Below are 15118 nucleotides of genomic sequence, written 5' to 3'. Positions count from 1 at the left end.
CTGTCCGTCTCCTCATCGCAATCTCCTCCTTTTGGAACATACGCTCTTGTCCTCATCCGTCAACAGCTTCAAACAGGCAAATTATATAAAATTATAAGTACAATAAAACTCTCTTAAAATCTACCATCAGTAATAATACATACCATGGCCTCCGCAGCAGCCTCCCCCAAAGCAGCACATATTGCACATCATAAAAGTGCAGACCCATCTGGCACAGAGATTTCCTACCCCCACAGTGGGATAGCCGTACTGTGCCTGTCTCTGCTCATACCAGCTGCCGCCGTTCTCGAACTGCTGCACCAGATTGCGGTAGTCCGCATTGTCCGGCTCCATGGCCGATGCCCGCTTCGCGTGCTCCAGCGCCGCAACATTGTTCCCCAGCCCCGAATGGGCGATGGCGCTATAGTAATACCATCTGGCGCTCTTGTCCCTCTCGTTCATGCCGTCCAGAGTAGTCCTGGCCTCCCTGTAATAGCCATTGCGGATATAATTGCCCGCAGAACGGATATAATTATTCTCCTCATAGCCGGTATCCATCCCCTGGCCGAAACCGCCGAAGCCGCCGAAAGGCCCGCCAAATCCCCAGAAAGCGCCGCCCTGACCGCCATAGCCATTTGCTCCGCCGGTTCCGCCGGAAGCGCTCCTGCCGTAGCCGCCGTTTCCTCCATAGCCTGACCCGCCATAGCTTCCTCCGTAGCCGGAAGTGCGCTCTTTCATAATCTGCTGATAAGCGGCCTGGATTTCCTTGAACTTCTCCTCCGCCTGAGCCTTGTTGGGATTGTTCACATTAGCATCGGGATGATATTTGCGGCTCAATGCCTTATATGCTTTTTTGATTTCTTCCTCAGAAGCATTTCTGCTTACACCTAACACACCGTAAGGATCGTACATATTTTCCTCGTTTCCCGGACAGATACCGCCGCCCGAAAATCCTGCAGAGCCACAGCGTCCTCACGCCTCAGAACCCATGGACGTCGCCTGCGCCTGATTCTGCCGTCTCTTCTCCCGGACAGCCTCGTATCTTCCCCAGACACCTGAATATAGTATATTGCGGAGGATTTCCACATTCTCCAAAATAGGGAGCTTCTCAAATTCCTTGCAGCATTCCGATATCATCATCATCAGAATAGTCCTGCACTCTTCCTCGAAATCAAGGCTTGCGTACCTGAGCTTCAGCGGATTCGGCGTCCCCTTTCTGATATCCTCCTCCACATCCTCATAGGCATCGCAGAGATAGATGAATTTCCCCAGGAAAAATCCCAGCCTCCTCAGATTCTCCGCCCACTCATCCTCTTTCGCCACTATCATCTCCGCCATGACTCTGCCGAACAGGCCCGCCAGAGCATCGATATCCGCATTGCTTTCTTTCTCCGCGTCCGAGAAATCCTGCATCAGCAGATTTATCGTCCGAATCTTATCCGCGTAAATCGCTTTCAGCTTACCGGCCTTGCCCTCCAGCAGCCTGCCGTAGGCATACTTCAGAAGCTTTTTCTCATCCTCCCAATCGTCCTGGCATTTGTAGTACGCGAACAGCACGTTCATATCCGCCGCGTATTCCGTAAAGATATTGTTTCTTGTGGCATGCCTCTCAAAAGGATGCGCGATGCATTTGCAGCTGCCCTGTACCGTTGCGGGTTCATAAAGCCCTGTCAGCAGGATGGCCAGAAAAGTCATATCATAGCTCAGGGAAATCTGTCCGCAGACGCCGTATTTTCTCTTCAGATCCCGGCAGATGCCGCAGTAATAAGACTGGTATATATCAAATTCCCTGAACTTCATTTCCGCTTTGTTTACACTAATATATCCGAACATCGCAAACCTCCATGGACATCCCGGAATCTATTCTCAGCTTTTTTTGATGAATTCTTTTCCGCACTTTCTGCAGGTGATGGCAATCCTGCCCTTTCCTCTGGGCACCCGGATTTTCTGCCTGCAGTTGGGACATTTATAGATATGATAATTTTTTCGCTGTTCCAGCTCTTTTTTTGTGGGAAATCCTTTCTTCCACTTCAGGAAACAGCTCCTGACTTTCATCTCTTTCTTTAGATACCATTGATTCTCCAGGGAGCGCCTGCTCACGTTCCTGGAGAACATCCTGAAATACGCGTATATCATCACTGCCGTGGCCAGCAGGTAGAACACCCCTCCTCCGAAAAAAGAAATTAAGAGACATACAATGGCGCAGAACATCAAAAACTGATTGAAACGATCCGTACCGTAGCGCCCCCACATAAACCGCTGCATTTTTTCTCTCATTCTCGATTCCTCCTCATAGGCAAATCAAAATACTCCTCCACTCGCTATGTTACATTTTAAACTCTTTTGTGAGAAATACAATTAAATAACTATAAAGAAAATTTAAAAAAAGCGCATGACAGCAATCGCCGGCATACGCTTTTCCGATTTTAAAACGTAACTGCTTTTCCGATTACCGGAATCTTGCCTGCCAGCCACCCCAAAAAGCCGGCAACAGCAAAAATTCCTATTGTCCTAATCGGAATCGATAAAATTCTTTCTCCGGATCTAACACAAAAAGTCCGCTCAGCATGACAAAAACAGGTACCCCAAATCTGGTAAAGCTGTTGTACACAGTCATTACCGCAAATTCCTGACTGTCCACGTCCACAACATACCAGTAGCTGTTGGAGACATGCAGCAATACGATTGCAAAACAGGCGGTAATACGCAGCAAGTCGTATTTTATGCTCCTCTTCATCCCGTCCCCCAAGCCTGAAGAAACAAAAATCCCCCGCCGGACATATCGGAACGGCCAGGGGATCTGCAATTTCTATTTCTGCGCAACATCCTTCATGGAGAAGCTGATTCTGCCCATCTTATCCTTGCCAAGGCAGACAACCGTGACTACATCGCCCAGCGTGAGCACATCCTCGACACGGTTGATTCTCTCCCTGGCGATCTTGGAGATATGGACCATCCCCTCCTTGCCGGGTGCGAACTCGATAAACGCGCCGAACTCCTTGATGCTGACTACTTTGCCCTTGAATATCTGGCCTTCCTCAAAATCGGTCACGATAATCTTGACCATCTCCACGGCCTTGTCCATCATTTCCTTGTCAGTGCCGCATACGGATACATTGCCGTCATCGGTGATGTCGATTTTCACGCCTGTGCGGGCGATAATCTCGTTGATGGTCTTTCCTCTCTGGCCCACCACATCCCCAATCTTCTCAGGATCGATCTGGATAGAAATAATCTTGGGCGCATAGGGGCCGACCTCCGCTCTGGGAACAGCGATGGCAGGCTTCATGCAATTCTCCATGATGAAGAGCCTTGCCTCACGGCATCTTGCAATAGCGCCCTCCACGATAGGTCTGGTCAGACCATGAATCTTGATATCCATCTGAATGGCCGTGATGCCCTCTGTGGTGCCGGTCACCTTGAAGTCCATATCGCCGAAGAAGTCCTCCAGCCCCTGAATATCAGTCAGCAGCACGAAATCGTCATCTGTCTCTCCTGTCACCAGGCCACAGGAAATACCTGCCACCATCTTCTTGATGGGCACTCCTGCAGCCATCAGAGACATACAGGAGGCACAGGTGGATGCCATAGAAGTAGATCCGTTGGACTCAAAAGTCTCGGATACGGTACGGATGGCATAGGGAAACTCCTCCTCGCTGGGAAGCACAGGAATCAGGGCCCTCTCTGCCAGCGCGCCATGGCCTATTTCACGCCTTCCGGGTCCGCGGGAGGGCTTTGTCTCACCTACGGAATAGGAAGGGAAGTTATAATGATGCATATATCTCTTGCTCACTTCGTTCTCATCCAGGCCGTCGATTCTCTGGGCCTCGGACAGGGGAGCCAGGGTACATACGTTGCAAATCTGGGTCTGGCCTCTGGTGAACATGGCGGAGCCATGCACCCGGGGGATGATGTCCACTTCCGCGGCAAGAGGACGAATCTGCGTAATCTCGCGTCCGTCAGGCCGTTTATGGTCTTTCAGGATCATCTTGCGCACGGTCTTCTTCTCGTACTGGTATACCGCCTCGTCCAAAATGGCCAGCCATTCCTCATTCTCCGCGAAAGCCTCCTCCAGCTTCCCGGTGATGTCCCTGATATTTCCCTCCCTGGTCTGCTTGTCATCGGTGAACACCGCTACCTCCATCTCCTGGGGAGGCACAATCTTCTTGATTTCCTCGAACATCTCCTGGGGGATGGCGCAGCTGGTGTATTCATGCTTCGGTTTGCCGCACTCGGCCACAATCTTGTCGATGAACGCGATGATGGTCTGGTTGATTTCATGGGCCTTGTAGATGGCCTCAATCATCCTGTCCTCTGGCACTTCATTTGCGCCAGCCTCAATCATGATGACCTTCTCCCTGGTAGATGCCACGGTCAGGTTCAAATCGCCATTCTTCCACTGCTCCTGGGAGGGATTGACTACGAATTCACCGTCCACCAGTCCCATCTGGGTCATGGCGCAAGGGCCGTCAAATGGGATATCCGAAATACATGTAGCGATGGCCGCCCCCAGCATGGCCACGATTTCAGGGCGGCACGCGGGATCCACGCTCATGACCATGTTGTTCAGGGTCACGTCATTGCGGTAATCCTTGGGGAACAGGGGACGCATGGGCCTGTCGATGACACGGCTGGTCAGAACGGCGTTCTCACTGGCTTTTCCCTCTCTCTTGTTGAAACCGCCGGGAATCTTCCCCACAGCGTACATCTTCTCCTCGAACTCCACGCTCAGGGGAAAGAAATCGATTCCCTCCCTGGGCTTCTCCGATGCGGTAGCGGTGGACAGCACCACCGTATCCCCATAATGCATGAACGCGCATCCGTTGGCCTGCTTGCCCACACGGTCGATGTCAACCTTTAATGTGCGGCCGCCTAATTCCATTTCATAGGTCTTGTACATAAATTTTCCTCCATTCCGCCGCTGTCGCGGCTGTTTGACGCAACAGAGATTTTCCCTGCCGCATGATTAAGGAACAGAAGATACCGAAACTACTGAAAAAAATATGAACCCCATACCCTTTTCAGCGGTCTCGGGACTTTCTTCTGTTCCTTGTTTTCAAAGATTCCATTCCAAGAATAAGCAGACCTGAGACACCAACGCCTCAAGCCTGCTTTCTTTGCAATTGCCTTATTTTCTTAAGCCAAGTCTCTCAATCAGAGCACGATATCTCTCGATATCCTTCCTCTTCAGATATTCCAGCAGGCCGCGTCTCTGGCCTACCATCTTCAGCATGCCGCGGCGGGAATGATGATCCTTGGGGTTCACTTTCAGATGCTCTGTAAGCTCCTGAATCCTCGCGGTCAGAACTGCTACCTGTACCTCGGGCGAGCCGGTATCACCGGGTGTCCTCGCGTACTCATTCATGATTTTTGTCTTTTTTTCCTTGGAAATCATTTTTCTCTCCTCCTGTTATATAACCGCCTGACACTAAGACCGGGCCGGAGCGTCCCTAATCCGAGCATCGGCTGAGACGGACATTTCCTGTCTCGTCTTTCACATCCGTTATCATAGCATATCCACGAAGGATTGTAAAGCAATAATTGGGAATTTGGTTCAATCAATTTTCATTCCGTTCACGCTTTAATCCTGCAGGACCCTCACATATTTCACCGGGGTGCGGTAATTGTAATTGCTTATCTTGATACCTGTCCGCTCTGTGCTGGCATGTATCACCTGGCCGCCTCCGATGTAGATTGCCACATGGTTGATGTAGCCGCCCTTCCCGTAGAAAATCAGGTCGCCGGGCAGCAACTGGTCGGCGGTGATCGATGTCCCCACAGTGGCCTGGGCAGCTGCCACACGGGGCATGGAAATGCCGTACTTCGCGAATATGCTCAGCACGAAGCCGGAGCAGTCCGCGCCGTTGGTCAGGCTGGTGCCTCCCCATACGTAGGGGTTCCCCAGGAACTGCTTGGCGTACTCTGTCAAATCCACCCGCACGTCCGAAACGCCCGCGCCGTAGAGCAGCTCTGTCATGGTGATGGCAGTGTCGAGCTTCGTCACCACGTCCGCGTATTCCGCGGAGACATACACCTCATCGCTGTCCACGGCCACCTTCACCCAGCCGTCTATGGTCTCCAGGTAATCCAGCTCTTCGCCCTGCCTGATCTGCATCACCACGGGGCTGTTCGTATCCGGGTTCTCCCGGACGTTCAGGCCGTCCGTGTTCGCCACGGCCACCGTGCGCACAAGGTCGTTTGCCATGAGCTTCGCGTCCGGGCCGGTGAGCAGGTAATCCAGGCTCACATACCCCTCCACCTCGCCGGACTGGATATGGGCCCAGCCGTCCGCTGTGTCGAGAACTTCACATGCAGCACCCTTTGGCATCTTCCCCACCAGCTTCCCATCCATGGAAGGCACTGCACGGACGTTCAGAAGTTCATCCGAGATATTGGAGATACCGATGTTGGTATAGCCCCATGATGCTCCCTGGGCCTGCTGGGCAAGTTCTATATATTCCTCTGTGGACAGGCTGGTCTCCAGGACGGAGGTCACGCCGGCCGACTGCAGCACATTGCCGCTATTCTCCGTGGCGTAAGCCGTAATGGGCTGCAATGCCATACATAACATCAGTCCTGCGGAAGCTGCTGCAATCTTTCTGTTTCTAAAATATCTCATGTATATCACTCCCATATTAAATATTTGACAAAATTATTACGAATTTGTTACATCTAAAAAGATTATACAGGCAGCATCCTTATCTGTCAACCGTTTCCTTACATTTTTTTTAAATATTCTAAGACTTCTTACGCTTCCTCCGCATCACGCTCCGCCGCGATGACAGCAAAAGCGATGTTCGTCGCATGATCCGCCACGCGCTCAAGCCCCGAGGCGATATCCGAGAACATCATACCGGCCTCCGGCGTACATTCCCCTTTGGTCAGGCGCTGCACATGGGCCCTCTGCATCTCCTTCTCCTTGTTGTCCACACTGTCCTCCAGGGCAATGACCTCCTGGATATGGCTCTCATCGCTTCTGGCGAATATTTCGATGGAATACTGAATCAGTTCTATTACCATGTCCAGCAGCTCTCCCAGCTCTTTCTGGGCCTCCCTGCTGATGGATACACCTGTCTCTTTGCGCTGTCTGGCGGCATCCGCCACATTCTCCGCGTGGTCCCCTATCCTCTCGATATCGTTCGCCACATGGAAGAGCGCGCCAAGACTCTTCAAGTCCTCGATCGGCAAAGTGGTCTGGTTGATTTTCACCAGATAGTCCGTGATGGCGTGGTTCAGGAAATTGATATTCTTCTCCACCTCATAGACCTCATTGATGTCTTCATCATCCAGTGTAATCAAAGCATTCATAGCGCGGGTCAGATTCTCGCTGGCAAGGGAGGCCATGCGGTCCAGTTCCTTGACCACCTCCACCACGGCCGTGGCCGGGTTGAAGACAACCTTGTCGCCTATGTACTTCAGCTGATAGCTCTCTCTGTAATTGACCTTTCTGTCCTCGCCGGGCACGCACAGACAGGACAGCTTCACAATCCATTTGGAAAAAGGGAACAGTATGATGACCTGGAAAATCTTGATCATGGTGTGGGCATTTGCCACGAAACGGCCGTTGTCAGAGGACACAGCCCAGATCAGCCGCATCACGGGCCCCTCCGCCAGGAACAGGATGACATACAGGATGAACGTGCCGATTACGTTGAACCAAAAGTGAATCAGCGCGGCGCGCTTTGCGTCCTTTTTACCGGAAAGCGATGCCAGCAGCGCCGTGGTACACGCCCCGATATTGCAGCCCAAAATGATATAGAGCGCTATGGAGAGGGACAGGAGGTCTTGATTTGCCAAAAGCAGTACGATACTGACTGTGACTGAAGAACTTTGAATGACAGTTGTAAGAACAAGGCCCATCAGCGTAGCCATGACGGGATTTTTCAGCGAGCCTATCATGTCCACCACTTCCGGCACCTCTTTCATGCCGGCCATGGAACCGGACATGGTGCTGAGCCCTAAAAACAATATGCCGAAACCTATGATGATATCCGCGAATTTCTTCACTTTCTCATGCTTGCAGAACATGGCCGCCAGCACGCCCGCCAGCAGAAAGACGGGGGCATACGCCGACAGATTGAAAGATACCAGCTGTGAAGTGACCGTGGTACCGATGTTGGCACCGAAGATGACCCCAGCCGCCTGATACAGGTTCATCAGCCCGGCATTGACGAAGCTGACCACCATGGCCGTACAGGCCGAAGAGGACTGGATGATAGCCGTGAATACCACACCCACCACCATGCCCGAGAACCGGTTGGTGGTAAAGATTTCAAGAATACGCCGCAGCTTTGCACCGGCGACTTTTTCTATGGAATCGCTCATCACGCGCATGCCGAACAAAAAAAGCCCCAGGCCGCCTGCCATTGACAAAATAATACTCGCGTTCATCTGATTTTCTCCCGAATGGTTTTATAAGTTGCACTATTACACACATTACATAATTCTACGGGAAAAAACAAGAAGTTACAATACATTTTTTAATTTTTTATAAACTATTTTTTCGGGCTGCCTTTCATCTGCCTGCGGCTATATCCTCCCGGAGCTGTTCCCGCAGGGCTTCCAGGCTGTCAAAGCGCCTCTCAGGCCGCCTGAATTTGCGGAGATACACCTCCACACGCTTTCCGTACATATCCCCGGCAAAGTCGTACAGATAGGATTCCACCCCCATGACTTTCCGGTCCGTGACCGTAGGTTTATATCCCACATTGCTGATGGCACGGTACATTCTGTCACCGCAGCGCACCTGCGAGAAATAGACTCCGTTGGGCGGAAGGAGCTTATCCTCCCCGGGGAGCACGTTCACCGTGGGAAAGCCAAGAGTACGCCCCACCTGATTGCCCCTGACCACCTCGCCCGCGATCATATAGGGCATGCCAAGCAGGCGCTCCGCCGCCTCCATGTCTCCCTTCTCCACTTTCGCCCGCACCAGCGTAGAGCTTACTTCCTCTCCCTCCACGCATACCTTGTCTATAGTCTTCACCTCAAAGCCCAGCTCCTGCCCCATTTCCTGCAAAAGCGCGGCATTCCCCGCCCCTTTCGCTCCAAAGGACAGATCCGTCCCCGCGGCCAGGAAACGGACCTGCAGCTGCCCGGCAAGCACATCCCTGGCAAAGGCCTCCGGCGCCATCGCCGCTGTCTCCCGGTTCATGGGAAATTCTACCAGAATATCCACTCCCATCCTGCTAAACAGCAGGCGCTTTTCCTTTTTTGAAGTCAGTTCTTTTCCGTCAGAACAGCCAAAAAGAACCGCCGGGGGCGGGTCGAACGTAAAGACACAGGCTGTCAACCCCCTTTTTTTCCGGGCCAGTATCTCTTCCAGAAGCCGTCTGTGCCCGATGTGTATCCCGTCAAATTTTCCGATGGCCGCCGCTGTCTCCTGCGCCAGCTGAATCTCTGTCGTATCGGCAATGATTTCCAATAGAATCACTCTTTCTCTAAAAACATTTTTACCGGCTTATACCATTTCCTGGCCGGTTCATAGGCATAGATGCCCGCAAAGCTGTCATCGGGTCTGTACATCCGCACCCAGCTGCCCGCGGCATATCTTTCCCCCTCCGCGGTCTGTTCCGGCAGAATCCCGTTGCCATTGTCCAGCAGCCTGCAGCCTTCTCCCTGCACATGCAGCGCGGGGCAATCCTGGAACACGCTGTCCACAGGGCTCAGCGCCTGACTCAGCCTGCCCTGGTCCTTCCACTGCTGCAGCCTGCCTAAAGTACAGGCATCTTCCAGGGAAAACCGCCCCGCCCTGGTCCGCCGCAGGCTCTGCATGGTGCCGCCGCACCCAAGCCGCTCTCCCATATCCGCGCAGAGCGTCCTGATGTAAGTCCCCTTGGAGCAGACCACGCGCATACGTACTATCGGAAAGCTGCATTCCAGCAGTTCCAGTTCATATATGTTCACAGGGCGGGCTTTCCGCTCCACTTCTTTTCCCGCCCGGGCCAGCTCATACAGCTTCTTGCCGTCCACTTTCAGCGCCGAATACATGGGCGGCACCTGCAGATATTCCCCCACGAAAGAAGCGGCAACGCTCCGGATCCGATCCTCCGGAACTTCCACCGGACGCCTGGCCAGAACCTGTCCCGTCACATCCTGGGTATCCGTCTCCACGCCCAGCAGCAGCTCCGCCACATACTCCTTGTCCTTGTCTGCCAGCATGTCGCACAGCTTCGTGGCGCTCCCCAGACAGACAGGGAGCACACCCGTAGCCAGTGGATCGAGTGTGCCCGTATGACCGATTTTCCTCTGCCCGCAGATGCCCCGCATTTTCGCGACGACATCATGGGAGGTGAACCCGGTTTCCTTATCAATGATTATTATTCCGTTCATCATGTTCCGCTTCCCACTTCTTCAGCGCTTTTTCAATATGTAAGGAGAGATTGTTCACACAGTCGTGGAAAGTGCCTGTCATATTGCAGCCCGCGGCCCTTGCATGGCCTCCGCCGCCGAAATAGGCCGCTACCTCAGCCACATCCACTTTCTCGCTGGAGCGCATGCTCACTTTGTATTCCAGCACACCTGTCTCGTACATAAAGATGGCGCAGTCTATCCCCTCGATATTGCGCAGCTGGTTCACGATACCATCCAGGTCTTTCGGCCCAACATTGTAGAAGTCCATGGTCTTCTTCTCAATGGCGCTCACAATGCAGCTGCCTCCCAGAAAGCGGATGCTCTCCATCAGCGCCCTGCCCATGACCTGCGCCTGCACATAAGACTTCTGATAAAAGGTCTCCAATATCAGCTTCGGGAAGTCAAAGCCATATCCGATCAGCTTAGCCCCTTTCTCAAGCGTCTCCGGAGTGGTATTGGAATACTGGAACACGCCGGTGTCATGGATGATGCCCACATACAGGGCCTGCGCCATCTCCCTGTCCAGCTGTTCCAAGTCTATCAAATCGTAGATTATCTCACAGGTAGACCCGGCCTTGGGCCTGATTACGTTTATCTGTCCCCCGCCCTGATTGCTGACGTGGTGGTCTATATTGATTGTCTTTGATGCTGCCTTAAAATATTTCTCTGCGCCCCCAAGCCTGTCCGTAGAGGTGTCAAGTACAAAAAACACGTCAAAAGGGGATTCCTCAGGGAAATCCGATCTGATTTCCCCAAATCCCTTGATATCCTTAAAAATATCCGCGGGCTTCTCCAGGAACACCCATACCTCAGCCGCAGGAAGACATTTCACCAGATACTGCCATAAGCCCAGGCATGCGCCCAGACAGTCACCGTCCGGTCTTATATGCCCGGCGATGCCGATCCGCTTCGCTTCCCTGCATTCTGCCAATAAATCCAAATTCATACCCTCATTCCTTTTCATCCGGGTCTGCGTCAGCGCCAAAATCCGAACCACTCTCAGACTCTATTTCCTCATCCGCGCGGTTCTTTGCACTTTCGTCATCCTGTGCGATGACCTCGTCAATCCTGCGCGACATATTGACCCCATATTCAATCGACTGATCCATGATAAAGGTAATCTCCGGCGTATTGCGCAGATTAATCTCCCGGGCCAGTCTGCCCCGCATGAAACCCTCCGCGCTCCTCAAGCCCTCCAGGGTAGCCTTCCTTACCTCTTCGTCACCGAGCACGCTGATCCATGCCTTGCAGCTCTTTAAATCCGGAGCCACTTCCACGGAAACAACGCTTGTCCACGGACTGATCCGGGGATCCTTGATTTCCCCCCGAATCGTCTCCGCCAGCACCCGCTGCACTTCCCCGTTGATACGGGTATTCTTCACACTGTTTTTTCTCATTACACAAACCTTTCCAACCCGAAGGCCCCCGGCAAAGCGCCCTGACAGCTTACCGGAAAATGCCTGCCCAAAGCGAACCTTGTTCGCTTTGGCATTTTCCCGCTGAGCTCTGGTTCTACTTAGGCAGGATCCTTTCCTGCCTTAGCAGAACTCCTCAGCGTATTAGCGGGGCACTTCGACCATGATATACGCCTCTACCATATCCAGCTCCTGAATCTGGTCAAAGCCCTCGAACACAAGTCCGCACTCGAAGCCTTCTTTCACTTCTTTCACATCGTCCTTGAAACGCTTCAGCGAAGCCAGCGCGCCCTCGTAAATCTGAGTGCCCTCTCTGGTGATGCGAATCTTGCAGCCTCTCTGGAAGATACCGTCCATGACGTAGGAACCGGCAATATTTCCCACCTGGGAAGCCTTGAATATCTGCCTGATTTCCGCATGTCCGATGACCTTTTCCTCGAAGATTGGATCCAGCATGCCCTTCATGGCCGCCTCCACGTCCTCGATTGCCTTATAGATGACCTTGTACAGTCTAACGTCTACTCCCTCACGCTCTGCCGTAGTCTTGGCAGTGCTGTCCGGCCTTACATTGAAGCCGATGATGATTGCATTGGAAGCGCTGGCCAGGGTCACATCGGACTCGTTGATTGCGCCTACGCCGCCGTGGATGCACTTGACCACCACTTCGTCGTTGGACAGTTTCAGCAGCGACTGGCGCACAGCCTCCACACTGCCCTGTACATCCGCTTTTACGATCAGGTTCAGCTCTTTCAGATTGCCCTCTTTGATCTGCGAGAACAAATCGTCCAGAGACATCTTTGTCTTGGTCTCCTCCAGCTTCTTCTCTTTGTTCTGTGCCAGATAAGTTTCGGCATAGGACTTGGCCGTCTTATCATTCTCATGGGCCAGGAACACCTCGCCGGCGCTGGGAACATCGGACAGTCCCAGGATTTCCACAGGCATGGAGGGTGTCGCCTCTTTCACTCTTCTGCCCTTGTCGTCGATCATGGCCCTGACCTTGCCGAAGCAGGCGCCTGCGGAGATGAAATCTCCCACATGGAGCGTACCTTTCTGTACCAGGACCGTGGCCACGGGTCCTCTGCCCTTATCCAGTTCAGCCTCGATAACCAGGCCTCTCGCGCGTCTCTCCGGGTTCGCTTTCAGCTCCATGATGTCGGCTGTCAGCAGAATGGTCTCCAGCAGATTCTCGATGCCATCGCCGGTCTTGGCCGACACGGGAACGAATTCCGTATTGCCGCCCCAGTCAGTGGCGACTAATTCATACTCTGTCAGCTCCTGCTTCACACGCTCGATGTTGGCAGAAGGCTTATCGATTTTGTTCACCGCCACCACGATTTCGATGCCTGCGGCTTTGGCGTGACTGATAGCCTCTACAGTCTGGGGCATAACGCCGTCGTCCGCCGCCACTACCAGAATCGCGATATCCGTTGCGTTGGCGCCGCGCATACGCATGGCGGTGAACGCCTCATGTCCGGGCGTATCCAGGAAAGTAATCCTGCGCTCGTCAACATTTACAGTATACGCACCTATGTGCTGTGTGATACCTCCGGCCTCTTTGTCGATGACATGAGTCTTCCGGATGGTGTCCAGAAGCGAGGTCTTGCCGTGGTCTACATGACCCATGACACAAATGACCGGCGGCCTCTCTTTCAGCGAAGCCTCGTCCTCCTCGTCCTCTTTCAGCAGTTCTTCGATAACGTCTACCTTGACTTCCCGTTCACAGAGAATTTCATATTCCATGGCGATATTCTCTGCGTCCTCGTAGGAAATCTCCTGATTTACCGTCACGATTTTGCCCTCAAGGAACAGCTTCTTCACGATTGCGGAAGGCTGCACCTTCATCTTCTCGGCAAACTCCTTGATGGTTATACTATCCGGCAGAGTAATCACCTTGATGACTTCCTCTACTGCCTCTTCCTTCTTCTTTTCAGGCCTGATGAACCTGCCCGGCTTGTTCCTTACCGCCTCATCCTCTTCGTAGATATGGTCCTTTCTGGAACGTTTGCCTTTCTCCTGGCTGTTGGCGCGCCTCTTTTCTTCCTCGCGCTTCTTCTCCATATCCTTGCCCGGAGTCTCTCCTGCAAAGCTCTTGGGTTTATTATCTCTGAATCCAGTTCCCTGTCCTCCAGCGCCTCTGCCGTCGCGCGCGCCACCGCCCCAATTGCGGTTGCCTCCCGGACCAGCGCCCGGGCCACGGCGATCGCCCATACCGCCGCCAGCACCCGGCCGGCCGCCTCGCTGAAATCCATTCTGTCTGTCTCCCTGTGGTCTGCCATTCTGGCCGCTGCCTCCTCTTGACTGGAACTGTCCGCGGTCCGTTCTTCCCTGGCCGCCCTGACCGGCGCTTCTGTTTCCGCCCTGGCCGTCCCTGTAGCCGCGATTGTCACGGCTGCGGTTATCCTGGGACTGTCCTTCCTGATTGCGGTTGCCCTGGAAACGGCCATCTCTTGCAGGTCTGTCCTGTCCGTTCCCCCCGTTCTGGAATCTACCGCCCTGTCCGCGGTCTCCCTGAGGCCTGTCATTTTGGGTCCTGCCGCCCTGAGAACGATTCTCCGGACGTCTCTCAGCCTGGCTGCGCTCCCCCTGGGGCCTGTCATTCCTGGGCCGTTCCTCGGAACGCCTCTCAGGCTGCTGTACCCTGTCGTTCTGGGGCCGCTCGGCCTGAACCGCCTCAGTCTGGGGCCGCTCATTTACAGTCTGCTGTACCTGTGCCTTCTGCTCGGCAGCTTCGCGCGCCGTTGTCTGGGGCTTACGGTTCTCCGCCTGCTCAGGACGCGCCTTGGGCTGCGGCGGCTTCGGAGGCACCATCTGTACGGAAGGCGTTGGCGAAGGAGGTGTCAGAGGCTTGATAGGGCGCACTGGCGCCTGTGCATGAGTCCTGCGGTCATTATTGCGGTTGCCCTGGGACCTTCCCTGACCGTTCTGGTTCCCCTGATTGTTCTGACGTCTGGCAGCATTTCCGCCGCCTTGTCCCTGCGCGGAGCGCTGTCCCTGTATCCTCGAATTCTGGGGATTGTTCACGACGATGATTGTCTTCTTCTTTTTCGGTGCACCGTTCGTCTGTGCATCCGCCGCCTTTGCAGGCTTTGCCTTATCCTTTTCAGGTGTTTTGGCTGTCTCTTCTTTCACCATTTCTTCCTTTGCCGTCTCTTCCTTTGCCGATTCTTTCTTTTTAGGTGATTCAGCCGCTTTCGGCGCGCTCTTTGCTCCCTTGCCGAGAGCGCTGCGCACCAGCTGTGAGGCCTCTTCATCGATAGAGCTCTGAGCAGCTTTCGCTTCGATTCCCTTTCCCTGCAAAAAGCTCAATATATCTTTGCTTTGCACCTCTAGTTCCTTTGCAAGCTCATGTACCTTTATCTTCGCCATGCTTCCCT

13 protein-coding genes are annotated in these 15118 nt (G+C 53.5%); all 13 read right to left on the bottom strand.

The features are described from left to right. Nucleotides 1-126: 126 nt before the first annotated feature. Entirely contained in the window at nt 127-891 is a 765-nt protein-coding gene (locus NFS35_RS02275) for a DnaJ domain-containing protein (protein ID WP_251205523.1), read from the bottom strand. 60 nt (nt 892-951) lie between these two features. Further along, nucleotides 952-1812, bottom strand: a complete 861-nt coding sequence (locus NFS35_RS02270) for a DUF5685 family protein (RefSeq protein WP_251205522.1) — start codon at nt 1810-1812, stop codon at nt 952-954. A 33-nt stretch (nt 1813-1845) separates the two neighbouring features. After that, the gene (locus NFS35_RS02265; protein WP_251205521.1) at nt 1846-2256 is read right to left on the bottom strand and encodes a hypothetical protein; all 411 of its coding nucleotides are present in this window, start codon (nt 2254-2256) and stop codon (nt 1846-1848) included. A gap of 226 nt (nt 2257-2482) precedes the next feature. Further along, on the bottom strand, nt 2483-2716 hold the full coding sequence (locus NFS35_RS02260) for an acyltransferase family protein (protein ID WP_251205520.1): 234 nt from the start codon (nt 2714-2716) through the stop codon (nt 2483-2485). Between the two features lie 72 nt (nt 2717-2788). Continuing rightward, entirely contained in the window at nt 2789-4879 is a 2091-nt protein-coding gene (locus tag NFS35_RS02255; protein ID WP_251205519.1) for a polyribonucleotide nucleotidyltransferase, read from the bottom strand. Nucleotides 4880-5107: 228 nt separating this feature from the next. Beyond that, the gene (rpsO, locus tag NFS35_RS02250; RefSeq protein WP_251205518.1) at nt 5108-5374 is read right to left on the bottom strand and encodes a 30S ribosomal protein S15; all 267 of its coding nucleotides are present in this window, start codon (nt 5372-5374) and stop codon (nt 5108-5110) included. A 186-nt stretch (nt 5375-5560) separates the two neighbouring features. Continuing rightward, nucleotides 5561-6598, bottom strand: a complete 1038-nt coding sequence (locus NFS35_RS02245) for a C40 family peptidase (protein ID WP_251205517.1) — start codon at nt 6596-6598, stop codon at nt 5561-5563. 128 nt (nt 6599-6726) lie between these two features. Next, nucleotides 6727-8370, bottom strand: coding sequence for a Na/Pi cotransporter family protein (locus NFS35_RS02240; RefSeq protein ID WP_251205516.1), 1644 nt, complete (start codon nt 8368-8370; stop codon nt 6727-6729). 124 nt (nt 8371-8494) lie between these two features. Beyond that, complete coding sequence (locus NFS35_RS02235) at nt 8495-9409, bottom strand: bifunctional riboflavin kinase/FAD synthetase (RefSeq protein ID WP_251205515.1); 915 nt, start codon at nt 9407-9409, stop codon at nt 8495-8497. Continuing rightward, nucleotides 9406-10311: a tRNA pseudouridine(55) synthase TruB gene (gene truB / locus NFS35_RS02230; protein WP_251205514.1), complete on the bottom strand. Its 906-nt coding sequence runs from the start codon at nt 10309-10311 to the stop codon at nt 9406-9408. The genes NFS35_RS02235 and truB overlap by 4 nt, the downstream gene beginning before the upstream one ends. Beyond that, on the bottom strand, nt 10286-11275 hold the full coding sequence (locus tag NFS35_RS02225) for a DHH family phosphoesterase (protein ID WP_251205513.1): 990 nt from the start codon (nt 11273-11275) through the stop codon (nt 10286-10288). Before NFS35_RS02225 ends, truB begins: the two co-directional genes overlap by 26 nt. A gap of 4 nt (nt 11276-11279) precedes the next feature. Continuing rightward, nucleotides 11280-11726, bottom strand: coding sequence for a 30S ribosome-binding factor RbfA (gene rbfA, locus NFS35_RS02220; protein ID WP_251205512.1), 447 nt, complete (start codon nt 11724-11726; stop codon nt 11280-11282). Between the two features lie 162 nt (nt 11727-11888). After that, nucleotides 11889-15110, bottom strand: a complete 3222-nt coding sequence (gene infB, locus NFS35_RS02215; RefSeq protein ID WP_251205511.1) for a translation initiation factor IF-2 — start codon at nt 15108-15110, stop codon at nt 11889-11891. Between the last annotated feature and the right edge of the window lie 8 nt (nt 15111-15118).

Origin of the sequence: Acetatifactor aquisgranensis, assembly GCF_943193215.1 — a bacterium.
GTDB lineage: Bacteria > Bacillota > Clostridia > Lachnospirales > Lachnospiraceae > Acetatifactor > Acetatifactor aquisgranensis.
This window is presented reverse-complemented; position numbering and strand designations above follow the sequence as displayed.